General features: G+C 36.6%; 15 protein-coding genes and 4 pseudogenes. 18 read left to right on the forward strand and 1 reads right to left on the reverse strand.

Features of this window, described 5'->3' with window-relative positions:
* Positions 1–31: 31 nt before the first annotated feature.
* The 5 genes and pseudogenes from JFU24_RS00215 to JFU24_RS00240 all read left to right on the forward strand — a co-directional run bounded on the left by JFU24_RS00215 (position 32) and on the right by JFU24_RS00240 (position 5,519).
* On the forward strand, positions 32–604 hold the full coding sequence (locus JFU24_RS00215; RefSeq protein WP_056519773.1) for a DJ-1/PfpI family protein: 573 nt from the start codon (positions 32–34) through the stop codon (positions 602–604).
* 621 nt (positions 605–1,225) lie between these two features.
* Positions 1,226–1,853: pseudogene (locus tag JFU24_RS29845) on the forward strand (methyl-accepting chemotaxis protein); the annotation flags it as partial.
* A gap of 204 nt (positions 1,854–2,057) precedes the next feature.
* On the forward strand, positions 2,058–3,386 hold the full coding sequence (locus JFU24_RS00230) for a spore germination protein (protein WP_201249225.1): 1,329 nt from the start codon (positions 2,058–2,060) through the stop codon (positions 3,384–3,386).
* A complete protein-coding gene (locus JFU24_RS00235; protein ID WP_201249226.1) occupies positions 3,379–4,443 on the forward strand; it encodes a GerAB/ArcD/ProY family transporter in 1,065 nt (354 codons plus the stop codon). The genes JFU24_RS00230 and JFU24_RS00235 overlap by 8 nt, the downstream gene beginning before the upstream one ends.
* Positions 4,440–5,519: a Ger(x)C family spore germination protein gene (locus JFU24_RS00240; protein WP_201225431.1), complete on the forward strand. Its 1,080-nt coding sequence runs from the start codon at positions 4,440–4,442 to the stop codon at positions 5,517–5,519. The genes JFU24_RS00235 and JFU24_RS00240 overlap by 4 nt, the downstream gene beginning before the upstream one ends.
* A gap of 580 nt (positions 5,520–6,099) precedes the next feature.
* On the opposite strand, the pseudogene JFU24_RS31115 reads toward JFU24_RS00240, so the two are convergent.
* Positions 6,100–6,375: pseudogene (locus JFU24_RS31115) on the reverse strand (transposase); the annotation flags it as partial.
* Positions 6,376–6,753: 378 nt separating this feature from the next.
* Here JFU24_RS31115 and JFU24_RS00250 point away from each other — a divergent pair.
* The 13 genes and pseudogenes from JFU24_RS00250 (at position 6,754) to JFU24_RS00310 (ending at position 15,585) form a co-directional block, all read left to right on the forward strand.
* Positions 6,754–7,368: a lyase family protein gene (locus JFU24_RS00250; protein WP_242485231.1), complete on the forward strand. Its 615-nt coding sequence runs from the start codon at positions 6,754–6,756 to the stop codon at positions 7,366–7,368.
* Positions 7,352–7,525, forward strand: coding sequence for a hypothetical protein (locus JFU24_RS00255; protein WP_201249228.1), 174 nt, complete (start codon positions 7,352–7,354; stop codon positions 7,523–7,525). Before JFU24_RS00250 ends, JFU24_RS00255 begins: the two co-directional genes overlap by 17 nt.
* A 374-nt stretch (positions 7,526–7,899) precedes the next feature.
* On the forward strand, positions 7,900–8,145 hold the full coding sequence (locus JFU24_RS00260; RefSeq protein ID WP_048689328.1) for an AbrB/MazE/SpoVT family DNA-binding domain-containing protein: 246 nt from the start codon (positions 7,900–7,902) through the stop codon (positions 8,143–8,145).
* 1 nt (position 8,146) lies between these two features.
* Positions 8,147–8,548, forward strand: a complete 402-nt coding sequence (locus JFU24_RS00265; protein ID WP_144551424.1) for a type II toxin-antitoxin system death-on-curing family toxin — start codon at positions 8,147–8,149, stop codon at positions 8,546–8,548.
* A gap of 313 nt (positions 8,549–8,861) precedes the next feature.
* Positions 8,862–9,065, forward strand: coding sequence for a DeoR family transcriptional regulator (locus JFU24_RS00270; protein ID WP_063597005.1), 204 nt, complete (start codon positions 8,862–8,864; stop codon positions 9,063–9,065).
* Positions 9,066–9,090: 25 nt separating this feature from the next.
* Positions 9,091–9,192: pseudogene (locus JFU24_RS31120) on the forward strand (DeoR/GlpR family DNA-binding transcription regulator); the annotation flags it as partial.
* Between the two features lie 117 nt (positions 9,193–9,309).
* Positions 9,310–9,513, forward strand: a pseudogene (locus JFU24_RS00280) (recombinase family protein); the annotation flags it as partial.
* A 117-nt stretch (positions 9,514–9,630) separates the two neighbouring features.
* Positions 9,631–9,837: a hypothetical protein gene (locus JFU24_RS00285; protein ID WP_201249229.1), complete on the forward strand. Its 207-nt coding sequence runs from the start codon at positions 9,631–9,633 to the stop codon at positions 9,835–9,837.
* A gap of 98 nt (positions 9,838–9,935) precedes the next feature.
* Complete coding sequence (locus JFU24_RS00290) at positions 9,936–11,921, forward strand: sigma-54-dependent Fis family transcriptional regulator (RefSeq protein WP_201249230.1); 1,986 nt, start codon at positions 9,936–9,938, stop codon at positions 11,919–11,921.
* Between the two features lie 49 nt (positions 11,922–11,970).
* Positions 11,971–12,174 carry a hypothetical protein gene (locus tag JFU24_RS00295; protein ID WP_201249231.1) on the forward strand — a complete coding sequence of 68 codons (204 nt, stop codon included), beginning with the start codon at positions 11,971–11,973 and terminating at the stop codon, positions 12,172–12,174.
* 9 nt (positions 12,175–12,183) lie between these two features.
* Positions 12,184–13,536, forward strand: a complete 1,353-nt coding sequence (gene lpdA, locus JFU24_RS00300) for a dihydrolipoyl dehydrogenase (RefSeq protein ID WP_144551417.1) — start codon at positions 12,184–12,186, stop codon at positions 13,534–13,536.
* A gap of 24 nt (positions 13,537–13,560) precedes the next feature.
* The gene (locus JFU24_RS00305; RefSeq protein WP_056519792.1) at positions 13,561–14,508 is read left to right on the forward strand and encodes a thiamine pyrophosphate-dependent dehydrogenase E1 component subunit alpha; all 948 of its coding nucleotides are present in this window, start codon (positions 13,561–13,563) and stop codon (positions 14,506–14,508) included.
* Positions 14,509–14,526: 18 nt separating this feature from the next.
* A complete protein-coding gene (locus tag JFU24_RS00310) occupies positions 14,527–15,585 on the forward strand; it encodes an alpha-ketoacid dehydrogenase subunit beta (protein WP_056519793.1) in 1,059 nt (352 codons plus the stop codon).
* The last annotated feature ends 2 nt before the right edge of the window (positions 15,586–15,587 follow it).

Raw genomic sequence — 15,587 nt, forward strand, 5'->3', positions numbered from 1 at the left:
AAAAAATTTCAGAAAAGGAATGTGATGAAAAATGAGTAAGAACGTTCTTATTATAACTGGTGACGCTGTAGAGGCATTGGAAGTATTTTATCCATATTATAGATGTATCGAAGAAAATATTAATTGCACAATTGCCTCACCTGTGAAAAAAAGTCTCCAGACAGTTGTTCATGATTTTTTGCCTGAAATGGAAACGTTTACAGAAAAATGGGGATATAAAATTGAATCTCATGCCTCGGTTGATGAGATTGAACCTACTGATTATGACGCACTTATTATTCCTGGGGGCCGTGCTCCTGAATATATTCGTATGAATAAAAAAGTACAAGATATAACCGCCCATTTTTTAAAAGAAAATAAACCACTTGGAGTTATCTGTCACGGACAACTGGTATTAACAACGATAAGAGAATATATAAAGGGCAGGGAGATGACAGCTTATACGGCATGTAGACCCGAAATAGAAGCTGCAGGAGCTACATACGTGGAAGAAATGCTTCATGTTGATGGCAATATCGTGTCAGGGCATGCTTGGCCAGATCTCCCAGGTTTTATGAAAGAATTCTTTAAATTACTAAATGTTAAAAAAGAAGCTTCTGTTTAATTAAGTCAAAAGGACTGAAACATTTCCTCCATTATTTTCAAGCTAATATGAGTGAGAATACTAATATTTAGAAAAAAGGGTTGCCACTGGCAATCCTTTTTAAATTGGACAATATTTATGGCTGAATTTATTAAAACGGCTTCCACTTTATTGAACATAATCCCTCATTCAAATGACAGCCATGTTCGTTGATCTATATCAAAGAGTAATTAACCAGAATGGCTGCTGTTGGCTTATGTATGGGTAGGAAATATCACATATCCAGAAATGGTCCTGAAAATGGATTGGGTCGCACGACTTATTTATATAACGATTTAACTATGTCGTATTAATTCTATAAAGTGAGATAGGTTGCGAAAAATAAAGGGATTGTCATTTCGCAGAGGTCTGCGACCTCAGAGACTATCAACACCCTCTCCAAATCGTAAAAAGCAGGTTTAAATTTAAAAGAAACCATCTGGAAAGCACAAGGGGCAGACCAAGATTACCAACAGGGTACAGCTCTAACGGAAAACGTGTTCAAGCTCTGGCGGGCGCCAAGAACCATGCTGCTGTGAATCCGATTGTCATCTTGAAAAATCGGTTCAAGGCATTATCGGCGCGGCGTTTGGCAGCAGCTGAATGCTCGAGCAGATGAAATCTATCAATCTGTCTGTTGACATGGCGGATAAAGGACTCACCCCCTTAGTATTTAGCGCGACAAAAATTAAAGAAATCTCCACTCTAATTACTGATATTTCAGGTCAGACGAATTTAATTGCATTAAACGCTGCAATTGAGGCTGCTAGAGCCGGGGAGCATGGAAAAGGATTCGCAGTTGTTGCAGAAGAGGTTAGAAAATTAGCCGATCAAACCAAACAATCTGCAAATAATATCCATAAGCTTGTTTCAATCATCCAAAATGAATCAAACGAGACCGTTAATAATATTCAAATTGTAAGAGAAGAAAAAAGCATTCTGAAGAAACAGTAACAAACTTTGAAGAAATTTTAATTTTAATTGAGCAGGTACATCTCAGATTCAAGAAGTGGCAGCCTCTACCCAGTTTATAAAGAATGGTTTTGAAGAACTACAGCAAACCATAGAAATAATTGCTGAAGGGTCACAGGAAACGCTATCTGGTACTGAAACAGCAGCTGCTGCTAGGAAGCAGCAATTGGACTCAATTGAGGAGGTTCCAAATGCAACAATTTCCTTGACCAGATTGTCGGAGGAATTGCAGGAGATGATTTCTCGTTTCAAAGCTTAACTAAAAAAATGCCCCGAAGCGTTACCCCTCCTTTTCTGAATGAACTATTTCTAATGCAATGTGCACATGCGAATATGTGGTTGTGGCTTTAAAAAACATATCTCAGACGTCATATTTTACCTAGTTTGGTATTTGTATAAATAACAAGCAAAGGGGGAAAATGAAATAAGAAATAATGGGATTTGAAAGGGCAGATGAGAAGTCATGAACTCAATAATAGTAGAAATAAATGAGGCTTTTAAAGATGCAGAAGACTTTTTCATAGAACCGTTTATTTTGGATGGTGAAGCAGTCCTTTTACTTGGTTTACATTCAATAGTTAACCTTATAAAAACAAAAGAAATATTAAAAAAAGATATGGATACCAGTGAAGTGATTCATTCAATAAGAGTAAAAAGAACTTTTTTCAACAGAAAAGGTGTTGAAATAAATAGTGAAGAAGCAATAGAGTCTATTCTTCAGGGTAAACTCATTGTTTACTCAAAAGAAAAAAATATAATGTTGCAATTTGAACCACTTCCCAAAGAATTGAGTCGGTCAATTGAATCGCCGGCTAATGAAAACGTATTACAAGGTCCTTTAGATTCTTTTATTGAAGATATGTCAACAAATATAGGAATAATGAGAAAAAAAGTTTCCTCTGCTCAGCTCTCAGTTAAAACCTATACGGTAGGAAGTGATCAAAAAAAGAAATTATCAATAGTTTATTTGGACGACCGAGCAGATAAAGGTGTGATCAAAAAGATCATTTCACATATTGAAATGAATCAACACACAAATATTCTCTATCTTCAGCATCTTTATCGTTTTATGGGTGTGCGAAAATGGGAGGTTATCCCTCAGTTTAATAACACAGAAATGCCATTGGAAGCAGTAGATGGTTTAAACAAAGGAAGGGTCATTCTATTCGTTGACGGTTTTCCCTTTGCGCTTATCTTGCCACATTTATTATGGGATATGTTCGCCCAGGCGAATGACCGTAACTATGCTTACCCAATTATGAGCGCCATCCGATTTTTACGTGTTCTTGGCGCTTTGGTTACCCTTATATTTCCAGCTCTTTATGTGGCCCTTGTTGCTGTAAATCCTGAGATATTAAAAATTGAATTGGCTCTATCGATTGCTCAGAGCAGGGCGGGAATACCCTATCCCCCTTTTGTTGAAATTACAATTATGCTCCTTATTTTAGAGTTAATTATTGAAGCGAGTATAAGGCTTCCGCTCAGTATCGGTCCAACGGTAACAATGGTAGGGGGAATTGTCATTGGACAAGCAGTAGTAGACGCAAAGCTGGTTAGCAACCTTTTAATTATCGTTGTAGCAGCAACCTCGATAGCGAATTCAAGCGTTGTAGGGTTTCAAAATGCGTTAATCCTGCGCTTACTTAAATATGTAGTTGTTATTTTTGCTTCAATCTATGGCGTGTTGGGAATATTATCCGGTCTGGTATTCATAAGCGCTTACTTTGCAAGTCGAGAGATATTTGGAATTCCATACACTAGTTTAACTAAGGGGAGGGGGGGAATTGGATAAAAGCCTTCAGGTTATATGCATGGGGTTAATGTCTCATTTTGGTCTTATTTTTTTCATTTATCCGGAAAGAATTATTGCCAGCACACAAAAAGGTCACTGGGAACCGATTTTAATTCAATGTGTCATATTTATTCTATTTTTATGGCTTTACCTAAAGGGTCTATCTTATTTTCCAAAACAGGATATTATCGGTATTTTAAAGACCTTAGGTAAAGCTTTTTCTTTCACATTACTTTTTCCTGTTCTTCTTTACTTAATTATAACTACTATTGAACTTGTTAGCGCCTATGCAGAAGTGACCAACATTATCTTTTTAGCGAATACTCCTACATGGGCAATTATTACATTAATGATTCTTATTTCAACTTATATCACCGTAAAAGGAATCGAAACCATCTTACGTACAGCCTTATTAATATTCTGTATCTTTTTCCCATTAATCTTACTTATGCTTTCGATTTGCTTTCAAGACGTTGATTGGCATAATGCATTTCCGATTATGGATACCGGCTTTAATTTTTTTCGAGAACCTCCCTTTTATACAAGTTTTTTTTCTTTCGCCATTGTTTTTTCATTTTTAGGTTTTATTCCAAAAAAAATATCGTATAACTCTAAAAAAATCATGTTTGCAGTCTTTTTTCTTATCCCATTTTTTTTCTTATCCGTTTATTTACCTCTTTTAACCTTTGGAAATGAAACGGCTAGTACGCTGCTTTTTCCCTTTATAACCACATTGGATAAAGTTCAGCTTCAATGGCTTATATTTGACAGGGCAACCTTGTTTTTTGCGTTAAGCCTAGTTACCTTTATCATGTTGCTTACTTCCTTACTTTTATGGCAGTCCTCTATAATAATGAGTCAATATTTCCCGGGATTAAAGCAAAAATATCATATTGTAGCCTTATCTGTTAGCATTCTTATCATTTGCTTATGTATTCCTAGTTGGCAAGAGACTGAGAAGTTGCTATGGTGGAATACTGCTTTCCGATTTTATATTTTAATCGTACTCCCTTTAATTATATTCCTAATCGGTGTAAGGAGAAAAAGACTATCATGAGAAGTATTATGATTTGTTTTAAACTAGTGCTTATTCTATGTATATTGATGCCATTAAGTGGTTGCTGGGATATTAAAGACATTAATCATCGTGCCTTTCCGATTGCAATGGGAATTACTAAAGAGGGAGAAAAATTCAGAGTCTTACTTCAAATTCCTATTTCTTCAGAGGGTGTTCAGAAACAGACAATTGTCAAAGGAACAGGATTAACCATTTTAAAGGCAGTAGAGGACATTAGAACTAATATGGAAAGCAGTGTAGACTTATTGCACATAAGGATAATCATATTTGATCGAAAATTAGTAGAAGAAGGAGGGATGGAAGAACCGATTAACACGTTTATGAGAATTCGTGAAGTATCTTCAAAAACATTAATCGCAATATGTGATGATAATATAGATGCTTTTTTCTTAACACTCAAAAAAAATCTAGAAAAAGGGATAAATCTTTATGACTTTTTTGAGAAATATGCAGGTTGGACCCCACAAATATCTTTAACACGTCTATGGCATGTTTATCGAGCCCTTAATTCCTACACTCAAAATGTAGCAATTCCTATGGTCAAATCAGGGGAAAACACTGCAGTTACTTATACAGGTTCTGCAGTGATGAAAAGAGGAAAAATCGTTTCTAAAATGGATCCTAAAGAAACCCTCCTTTTTAATGCCTTTCATGGGAACAGTATGAAGGGAAGGGTAGAAGTAATGGAACATGCAACCATCATGATTGTTGGAAATACAGGTTTTCATAAAGGAGAACTAAGAAATCATATTCCATATATGTTCTCAACGATTCGTTTAGATGTAGTTATTCAAGAGAGAAGAGGAAAAGTTTCCAATGCAATAATTAAAAAAGAGCTTGAAAAGGTAATGGTAAATCGTTTTGATGGAATGCTGAAACGGTTTCAAAAGCAAGAAACAGATGTCTTCGGTTTGGGACAATACTACAGAAATAAAATTCCTTATGAGGAATTGAAGGACTGGCGAAAGAAATATTATCCCAATCTAGAAATGAAGCTTACCATTCATACTACTATACAAAATGAGGGAAGTATCAAGACTATTATTGACAAATAGATTTTGGATATCATACAAAAAATGGATAGGATTTAATTTTAAAATAAACATTATCAAGAGCCCCATGCATCTTGGTGTACTTTGAATTGGAAATACTACAGTTTATGCTCTACTTCAGATAGTATATATACTTATAATCTTTTAAGAAATAGTGAATACTTTAGTACTTGTTGATTATTAGGCACTTTGAGAAAACAAGGAATTATTCAAAAACGGTAGAAATTATAAACTTCCCAATAAACACATGAAATCAAGAAAGGACATCCAGACTTTTTATCACCTACTCATTTTACAGTTTTATTAGTTAAACCTTGATTGTAAGTATTCTGCCCGAGCTTTCTATAAATTGTGCTTCTATGAATGAGAATACTAATATTGAGAAAAGGGGCTGTCTAATAAGTCCCTAAAATAAAACAGGTGAAGAAAAACGATTCGTTTTTCTTCACCTGTTTTTCTAGTTTTATCATTATTCATTGTAAGTAACTGGCGAAAGCCAGCTACCTTCAGTAGATTCTGAGCCATGGCCTACGATGTCAAACTCGGGTTGGACTTTCCCCGAAGCGAAAATCGACGGAACGACCTATTGCCCTTGATGTGACCAAAAACACTCACAACCTCGATTTTTTCGTCGAGCGTAGATTTGTGCATTTGATTCAGACCAAAGGTTCACTTTTGCTTTCGTTTTTAGTTCTTCATAAATCGGGTTATAATGCACCTGACGATTTCCTGCTGCCTTTGAGCAACGCGATTTCAATGGGCAATCTGAACAGTCCTCGCATTCATAAATTTTAAATTCACGCGTGAAGCCATTTTTATCCGTGCGGGTCGAATAACGTTTAAATAAAACCTTACGGTTATTTGGACAAGTTTATTCATCCTTGTGTTCATCATATATCCAGTTACTTGCATGACGAATATCTTTTTTGTAACTCGGTTTTTGTTCCGTTAAAAATGTATTATAGAGAATCAAGGCTTCAAATTCTGTTTCAAAAGAGTTCGTAATCTTCTTTATTTGTGATGACCTGAATCTGTTGGTATGTCTCGTCAATTTTCTCTTGCAGCTTCTCCTCAAATTTCATCGTTGCCTTTTTCCACACAAATATCACGCAGGTTTGAAACAATCGGGTACTGGCGGCGACGATGGAAAACATGGATTTGAAGAATTTTTACAAATCAAAACTGTTTATCTTAAGTTTTAATTTGTGTACGAAGAAGGTGAAGTGTGTTGAACAATATGAGAGTAGAAGAGGATGCAATCGGAAAGGTTGCAATTCCTAAAGAGGCTCTTTATGGAATTAACACAGTACGAACAATTGAAAATTTGTCGTTTTCAAATCGAACGCTTCAGCAATACCCACTTTATGTGAAAGCACTTTTGATTGTAAAAAAATCAGCTGTTGCTGCAAATGTTGAAGCTAAAGTGTTATCAAAAGAAGTGGGTGAACAGATATCTTCTGCTTGTAATCAACTTTTATCTGGAGCAAATGGAGATCAGTTTTTAATTGATGTATTACACGGCGGCGGTGGGATCGGAACAAATATGAACGTCAATGAAGTGATTGTCAATTTTGCTAATGCGGCTTTTGGCGTGGAAAAAGGCGGGTATACACCCATTCATCCAACAGAGCATGTAAATGCATCTCAATCTACTTCAGATGTTTGTCACACAGCGATCCGGATGGCGATAATTTCAAGTTTTCAATTATTAAGACAAGAAATGAATGATCTTATAGAAAAAGTGGCGTTTAAAGCAAGTGAATTGGGTGATATAACAACTATTTCCCGAACATGTTTACAAGATGCCATGCGTGTTGGATTAGGTGAAAAATTTAGTGGCTATGCTCTCTAATCTTGGTGGTGTCCCGGCTCTGATATTAGAGCTCGGTGTATTGATTGCGCTCTTCAAAATTGCAAAATCCCCTGCGAAATATGATGTTAGTGATCAAAAGGAAATCGTAGAAGACCAAGACTTAATCGATGTAGAGAAAAAAAGTGAAGTTATATAATCAGCTAAAGAATAAAGGAGTAAGAGAACCGGGGCATATATTCTGCTCTGGTTTTCTTGCGTATATATAAATAGATAATTGATTTAACCATTAGATAAACTGTAGCTTGGGCAGACTGGTCCAACCTAAGGTAACATGATCATTACTTGCTCATAAGATAATATAATATTGGCTGTACCATTTTATATTAGAATTGCTGGGATAATGGAGGTTGTTCAGCTTGTAGAATAAGGTCCCATTTAGGGTCTAAATCTGCAAGTTTTTTTATGTAATCAAAAAAATAACAGATACCAGATAAAAGTAGTATAAACCATAAAGACCAATGTTATAATAGTAATAACAATTATAACTTTCTTTTGAAGGAGGAATGAATAATGGCCATTAGGAAATTAACTAAAGTCGGAAATAGCTTGGGTATTACGTTTCCAGTTGAAATGTTGAAAACTGCAAATTTAGCTTTTGGTGACGAATTAGAGGTTGAGTTCAAGGGTGAAGAAATCATTTTAAGGAAAAATAAAAATGTGAAATTACCTAAAGGTGTAGATGCGGAATTTATGGAAATGTTATCAGATGTTATAAAAGAACATGACGAAGCATTCAAGGGATTGGTGGATAGGTAATATGACATTGGATATTATCTATCTTTCCACCAATCAAATTATTGCTATCAATGCCATTCAAATAAAAGTATATTCTCCTACTGAACAAATCGGGGTGAAAGATCCCGGCCTCCTTGATTCTGCAGTGAACAGACCCAGACAAACTGTTTTCGAGAATGATGCTTACCCATCTATTCATGAAAAGGCTGCAGCCTTATTCGAATCCATTTCTAAAAATCATGCTTTCCACAACGCAAACAAGAGGACAGCACTCGCTTCCCTTATTATGTTTCTAAAGATCAATCATTATCAATGGCTAATGGGAATAGAAGAAGAACAGGATTTTGTTGTAGATGTCGTCAACCATAAGTATGATTTTAATGCTATCGCAAGAATCATCCAAGAGAACATAAAGGCTTTATAAAAGGGTTCGAGAGATTCATGGAGGATTTAAGCTATTTGGTCTTCTTTACCGAAGTTTGGATTTATAACATTGGAAAATATAAAGATGGAGATATGCAGCAAATTCATGCTGGGTTTTTGAATACAATAAGTAATTATTGAAAAAGTGGGGGAGCAAGTCGTCTGGATGACTTGTTCCCCCTTTTAATCTCATGACTATGTATACTTATAAAAATTTGTGGTAATTGGGGCGCTGTTAGTGCAATTGAATGGACAGGCGAAGAGTCTTTGACTTGTTCTATAATGTAAATAGAATAAAATTTGGAGGTGGAGAAATGCTTCCACAAGATAGACAAAGTGAAATCATGAAACAACTACATGAATTTAAAACAGTCAAAATTTTGGAACTCAGCAGAGAGTTAAACGTAACGCGAGAAACAATACGAAAAGATTTATATGAGTTGGAGGAAAAGGGCTTGTTCGCAAAGTCCATGGGGCGCAATTCTAAACAAAGCAAACTTAGAGACAAGCTACATTAATCGTTAAAGTACGAATGAAAATGAAAAAAGAAGAATTGCAAAGCGGGCATCCGAATTTGTAGAAAATGGAGACACCCTTTATATTGACTACGGAACAACAACCTTACTTTTCACTCGTGAAATTTAAAGTAAAAAAGATTTTACGATCCTAACTAACTCATTGCCAATTGAACATCTCCATTTCTGAGCATACGTTTCATACCCCTTTTTGGTATAGTTGAAGGATTCAGAAAGGGTAATTATGTTGAATTTTGGATATGCACGCGTTAGTACACAAGATCAATCATTGTCGTTACAACTTGATTCTTTAAATCATTTTGGAGTTGATCAGATTTTTGAAGAAAAGGAATCAGGAAAGAAAAGAAATCGTCCTCAGTTGGATGAGCTTCTAAAAGTGTTACGCGAGGGAGATACTGTGGTTGTCTATAAATTAGACCGTATTAGCCGAATGCTTGTAGGATTCAAGGTAATTAAATAACTGAACGGAGGAGAATATGCTTTCATCGGATGAAGAAAGAGAATTTAGACTTGAAGTGAAATCTAAGAAACTAGCAGATTCGATACATTGAGAAAGAGCCTGGAAAAGGCAAAGAAAGAGGAGACAAAAGTTAAAGAAAGTGTTGATGAGCCTAAACAAATTGATTTGAATATAGGTATCGAGCCGAAAGAAGAAGAAATTTCGGGAGAAAATGAGACACTGACATCTGCAGAAAGAGAGAAAGAATTAACAGATACTAGGCCTTTCATTTGCGGGTATTTTTGCTTTATATGATAATTTGAGAAAAGTGAATAATAATATCTTGGACCAAATAGAAGAAGTAAAAAAATTATGTGAAGAATTAGCAAATTTATGTTATGGAGGGCATTTAAATGAAACATAAACTTACAAGAGAGTTAGTTGGACCCATAGATTATAATCCTTCTATTAATCAACTTTGGAAACGATTCCAGGAGTTGGGACAATATACTGGTGATGGCGTACGTGATGACATCATTGATTCCTGGGAGAATTCAAAGAAACTAGGCATCAGTCCTTTTCAAAACAGAATTCAAGAAATTATTAACGAGAACGAATTGAAAGATCGACTCGAGAAAAATGAAGAATTACTTACTTATGCTACACCAAAAATAAATAAATTATCCGATATTTTAATTGAATCTAAAACGATGCTTTCCATTGCAGATAATCACGGTACTGTTTTATATTCAAGCGGTGAAAGGAATGTTTTGAAAAAGGCGGAGAAGATAAATATTTTTAATGGTGGAACTTGGAGTGAGCAATCGGCAGGAACAAATGCGGTTGGGCTTGTGCTAAAAAAGAAACAGTTCTCCCAAGTTTTGTTTTCGGAACATTATTGTGAAAAACATCATGATTGGTTTTGTGTAGCTTTCCCTATTTTGTACCCGTTTACAAATGAACTGCTTGGAATTATGAATATTGCAGGATACGAAATTCAGATGAATTCACAAAAGATTAAGTACATCGTTTCAGAAGCGAAAAATATTTCTAAGTCTATTAATCATTATTTTTTTAAATATGCTTTGAGTAATCATTTATTTTTAAACACTGCTTTGGAAGGTGTAGAAGATGCTGTATTTATTGTGAATGGCGGTAAAAGTATTGTGGATAAAAATGTTGCTGCTAGATCACATTCCATTCTAAGCAATATTCAAACTCTTAAAAATATCCCTAAATTAGATAGTCTCATAGATTTTGTTTTGCAAAATGGACAGAAAATTCTGAGAGAAGAAGTAAGTATGGATAAAAATAAGCAAAAATTCATTTGCTCCATTTATCCTGTCACTTTCCAGACTGAAAATTTGGGGGCTGTTATATTTTTTAGAAAAAATACGGAATCCCCCACATTAATATCGCAAAAACCTACAATAACTCGTTCAACCCATTCTAATACAACCCGCTATAGTTTTGACGATATGATAGGTTCCTCAAAGGAATTTACAGATATCGTAAAAAAAGCACGAAAAGCATCGTTAATTGATTCCACTCTTTTTCTCTCAGGTGAAACAGGGACGGGTAAAGAGCTTTTTGCACAATCGATCCATCAAGCGAGCAATCGTAGTAATAAACCTTTTGTAGCGATTAACTGTGGAGCTGTTCCACATGGATTGCTTGAAAGTGAATTATTCGGTTATGAACCAGGTGCATTCACCGGAGCTAAATCGAAAGGAAGCCCCGGAAAGTTTGAATTAGCTCAGGGAGGTACGATTTTCCTTGATGAAATTGGTGATATGCCGTTGAATTTGCAAGTCCACCTGCTTCGGTTATTGGAAGAAAGGGTGGTCACCAGACTGGGTGGGGACAAACTGATTCCGCTTGATGTACGTGTCATTGCGGCTACTCATAAAAATTTAAAGGAAGCTGTACAAAAAGGTGAATTTCGCGAGGATCTATTGTATCGTCTTCATGTGATCCAATTGAGAATTCCTGCTTTACGTGAAAGAATCGGCGATGTCCCTGCATTGGTCCACCACTTCATAAAAAAAATGAGTGGAGAATTTGGAAAACGTGACATTGTAGTACAATCAGATACCATGCAGTACCTGACACAATATCATTGGCCAGGGAATATTAGGGAATTGAAAAATGTCGTTCAACAATCTCTTTTTAATATGGAAGGAAATAGCCTATCCCCATTCGACCTGCCTCCAGAATTGCTTGAAGGCCAGGTAGTAGAAGACGAAAAGGTAAGACTTATTGAAGCGATGATTAAGGAGGATGGAAATGTCACAAACGCCGCAAAAATCCTTGATATTTCTCGCGCTACCATGTATCGAAAAATCAAACAGTATCAGCTGACTGCTGAAGATTGGAATAGCAAAAAAGTAAAAAGCTAAATTTAAAAAAATCCTCCATTTTATACCTTTCTCAGTTGAGAAGGATAAAATGGAGGATTTTTTGTATAGAGACAGTGAGACAGGTGAGACACTATCCGTCTCATTGATACAAAATTTAAAGATGAGTGAAAATACAAAGGAAGAGGAACCACATTGTTATGACAGCGTTTTTATCTATTTTATAAAAGTTGGCACGCCACTTGCATTATATATGAGTGTAATTAACTTTCACTTTAAGACGAAAGCAAGGTGATGAAAAGAAATGAAAGAATTTGATGTAGTTGTCATTGGTGCAGGACCTGGGGGATATGTTCCCGCCATTCGGGCTGCACAATTGGGCAAGAAGGTAGCGATCGTCGAAAGAAAGAAAATAGGCGGAACATGTCTGAATGTCGGTTGCATTCCTTCAAAGGCATTATTGAGACATAGTGAAATGGTTGAAGAAATTCAAAAGGCAAATAGCTGGGGCATTAAAACCGGTGAATTATCGATTGATTTTCCAAAATTAATGAAACGTAAAGATCAAGTCGTACAGACGTTGACCGGTGGTGTTCAGCATCTGTTAAAGAAAAACAACATTACCTTTTTTCAAGGAGAAGCGTTGATTTCGGATGCTTTAGTTGTTTCCATTGGAGACGGCAAAATCAAAGGTAAAGATATTTTATTAGCAACAGGAAGCACACCGTTTATCCCTCCTATTAAAGGTTTGGATAAAATAAACTACCACACTACCGATTCATTCTTTGACTTGAAGGAACTACCAAAGTCCATGACGATCATTGGCGGCGGGGTCATTTCAATAGAGTTAGCTTTCGCAATGGCCCCACTAGGAACAAAGGTGACCATTATCGAAGTGGCTCCTGACATTCTATTAACTGAAGACCTTGACGCACGAAAAATCATTAAAAAGCAATTGCAAAAGAAAAATATACAAACCATTATAAAAGCCAAAATCCAGGAAGTACAAAAAGGGAAGGTCATTTTAGCGGATCAAGAAATCTCATTTGACACTCTTTTGGTGGCAACTGGAAGAAAACCAAATATTGAAGTGACAAAAGAACTTAACCTAAAAATGGATGCATCAAACAAGTTTGTGGCAGTTAATGATGATTATGAAACTAGCAAAAAACACGTTTATGCAGTTGGAGATTTGGTAGGAGGCTATCAATTGGCACATGCAGCAAGTGCAGAAGGTCTCATTGCGGTTCATGCCATGAATGGCGATCATCCTCAACCTCTAGATCAAACGAAAATTCCTAGATGTGTCTATACACATCCTGAAATCGCTTCGTTCGGGCTCAATGAAGAACAAGCTAAGAATGCCGGTTATGATGTGAAAATAACCACATCTAACCTTGCAGGAAACGCGAAAGCCATTGCGATGGGGGAAACGGAAGGTTTTATCAAAATTATCTCGGATCATCAATATGAGGAAATACTAGGCGCCGTTATTGTTGGGGCGAATGCAACAGAGTTAATTGGAGAAATATTGGCCATGAAGCACTCAGAAGGTACGATGAATGAGCTAGCAAGCATGGTGCATGCCCATCCTGCCATTTCTGAAGCGATTGGAGAAAATGCAAACGCTTTACTTAAACAAGCAATTCATATGTAAACAACATAAAGGGAGGAATAATAAATGGAAAAGAAAGAAGTCCTTTGGATTTATCAAAAAATGAATGAGATTAGGTTTTTTGAAGAAGATGTGCATCGTACTTTCGGAAAAGGTTTAATTCCAGGGTTTGTCCATTTGTATGCAGGAGAAGAGGCTGTTGCAACAGGAGTAATGGCACTATTAGATGATGAAGATTATATTACCAGTACCCACCGTGGACATGGACATGCGATTGCAAAAGGTTGTGATATTAAAGGCATGATGGCAGAGATTATGGGTAAAAAAGATGGCTTAGGCGGAGGAAAAGGTGGATCCATGCATGTTGCCGATGTTGGTAAAGGAATGCTAGGTGCCAATGGAATTGTTGGGGGTGGTTTCGGCTTAGCAGCTGGTGCAGCTCTTACCATTAAGACTCTAGGAAAAGACAATGTCGCGGTTTGCTTCTTTGGTGATGGAGCGTCAAACGAAGGAACATTCCATGAAGGTCTAAATCTAGCTTCTATTTTAGACTTACCGGTCATTTTTGTTTGTGAAAATAACCAATTTGGTGAGGGTACACCATTTAGATATGCAAGTGCATCTGAAACCGTTTCTGAAAGAGCATCATCTTATAATATGCCTGGTGTACGTGTGGATGGTATGGATGTTGAGGCTGTTTACAATGCTACAAAAGAAGCCATCGAAAGGGCAAAGTCAGGTAACGGTCCTACCTTAATTGAATGTGATACATACCGGAAATATGGTCACTTTGAAGGGGACGAACAAAAATACAAAACGGATAACGATCCAAATAAAGACCGTGATCCAATTATCGAATTCAGAGAAAAAGCGGTTCAAAATGGTTGGATGACAGCAGAAGAGGCGGATGGTATTGAAGCACAAGCTAAAGAAACGATCAAAGAAGCAGTTGCTTTTGCAGAAGCAAGCCCACTACCAGATTTAGAAACTTTATATACGGATATATTTGCATAAGAATAGGGGGAATGAAAAATGACAAAAAGACAAGTAACTTTTATGACTGCTATTACTGAAGCGATGACACAAGCAATGCGAAAAGATGAAACTGTTATCTTAATTGGTACGGATGTTGCTGGCGGTGCTGAAGTCGACCATTTAATCAAAGACGATGGACGTTATGATGATGCATTTGGTGGGGTTTTCGGATTATCCAAAGGAATGGTAACAGAGTTCGGTCGCGGACGTGTCATTGACACACCGATCGCAGAACACGGTTATTTTGGTGCAGCAGTCGGTGCAGCTGCTACAGGATTACGTCCCATTTCCGAATTGATGTTTAACGACTTCATCGGATTTGCTTTAGATCCAATCTTAAATCAAGGTGCAAAGATGCGATATATGTTTGGCGGAAAAGCAAAAATCCCACTTTCTGTTCGGACAGTACATGGTGCAGGAGCAGGAGCAGCTGCCCAACACTCCCAAACTTTGTATGGAATGTTCGGTTCTATTCCGGGAGTTAAAGTAGTCGTTCCCTCCAATCCATATGATGCAAAAGGGTTGATGCTAGCAGCGATTGAAGACGATAACGTAGTCATTTTTTCGGAAGATAAAACCCTCTATGGCATTAAAGGCGATGTGCCTGAAGAATATTATACAATTGAAATTGGTAAAGCCAATGTGACAAGAGAAGGAACGGACCTTACGATTGTGGCGATTGGTAAAATGGTTCGAGTAGCCCATGAAGTGGCAGAAACATTAGGTAAAGATGGAATCTCAGTGGAAGTCATTGATTTAAGGACGGTTGCCCCTTGGGATCAAGAAACTGTGTTGGAATCGGTGAAGAAAACGGGAAGACTAATCGTTATTGATGAGTCAAATCCACATAACAACACAGCTACTGATATTGCATCAGTAGTGGCGGATAAAGCCTTTGATTATTTAGATGGTCCGATTAAAACGGTATGTGCACCAAATACACCGGTACCATTTGCGTTTAATTTGGAACAGGCCTATATTCCGGATGCAAAAAAAGTATTGACTGTTGCAGAAGAGTTAATTGCTGACTTGAAAAAACAACATGTAATGAAATAGGA

Source organism: Peribacillus sp. TH27 (genome assembly GCF_016650915.1).
GTDB classification, from domain to species: domain Bacteria; phylum Bacillota; class Bacilli; order Bacillales; family DSM-1321; genus Peribacillus; species Peribacillus butanolivorans.

Excerpts from the sequence above, each read along its gene's own strand:
- JFU24_RS00215 (WP_056519773.1), top strand. The coding sequence starts at position 32 with ATGAGTAAGAACGTTCTTATTATAACTGGTGACGCTGTAGAGGCATTG.
- JFU24_RS00230 (WP_201249225.1), top strand. The coding sequence starts at position 2,058 with ATGAACTCAATAATAGTAGAAATAAATGAGGCTTTTAAAGATGCAGAA.
- JFU24_RS00240 (WP_201225431.1), top strand. The coding sequence starts at position 4,440 with ATGAGAAGTATTATGATTTGTTTTAAACTAGTGCTTATTCTATGTATA.
- JFU24_RS00250 (WP_242485231.1), top strand. The coding sequence starts at position 6,754 with ATGAGAGTAGAAGAGGATGCAATCGGAAAGGTTGCAATTCCTAAAGAG.
- JFU24_RS00260 (WP_048689328.1), top strand. The coding sequence starts at position 7,900 with ATGGCCATTAGGAAATTAACTAAAGTCGGAAATAGCTTGGGTATTACG.
- JFU24_RS00265 (WP_144551424.1), top strand. The coding sequence starts at position 8,147 with ATGACATTGGATATTATCTATCTTTCCACCAATCAAATTATTGCTATC.
- JFU24_RS00270 (WP_063597005.1), top strand. The coding sequence starts at position 8,862 with ATGCTTCCACAAGATAGACAAAGTGAAATCATGAAACAACTACATGAA.
- JFU24_RS00290 (WP_201249230.1), top strand. The coding sequence starts at position 9,936 with ATGAAACATAAACTTACAAGAGAGTTAGTTGGACCCATAGATTATAAT.
- JFU24_RS00295 (WP_201249231.1), top strand. The coding sequence starts at position 11,971 with ATGGAGGATTTTTTGTATAGAGACAGTGAGACAGGTGAGACACTATCC.
- lpdA (WP_144551417.1), top strand. The coding sequence starts at position 12,184 with ATGAAAGAATTTGATGTAGTTGTCATTGGTGCAGGACCTGGGGGATAT.
- JFU24_RS00305 (WP_056519792.1), top strand. The coding sequence starts at position 13,561 with ATGGAAAAGAAAGAAGTCCTTTGGATTTATCAAAAAATGAATGAGATT.
- JFU24_RS00310 (WP_056519793.1), top strand. The coding sequence starts at position 14,527 with ATGACAAAAAGACAAGTAACTTTTATGACTGCTATTACTGAAGCGATG.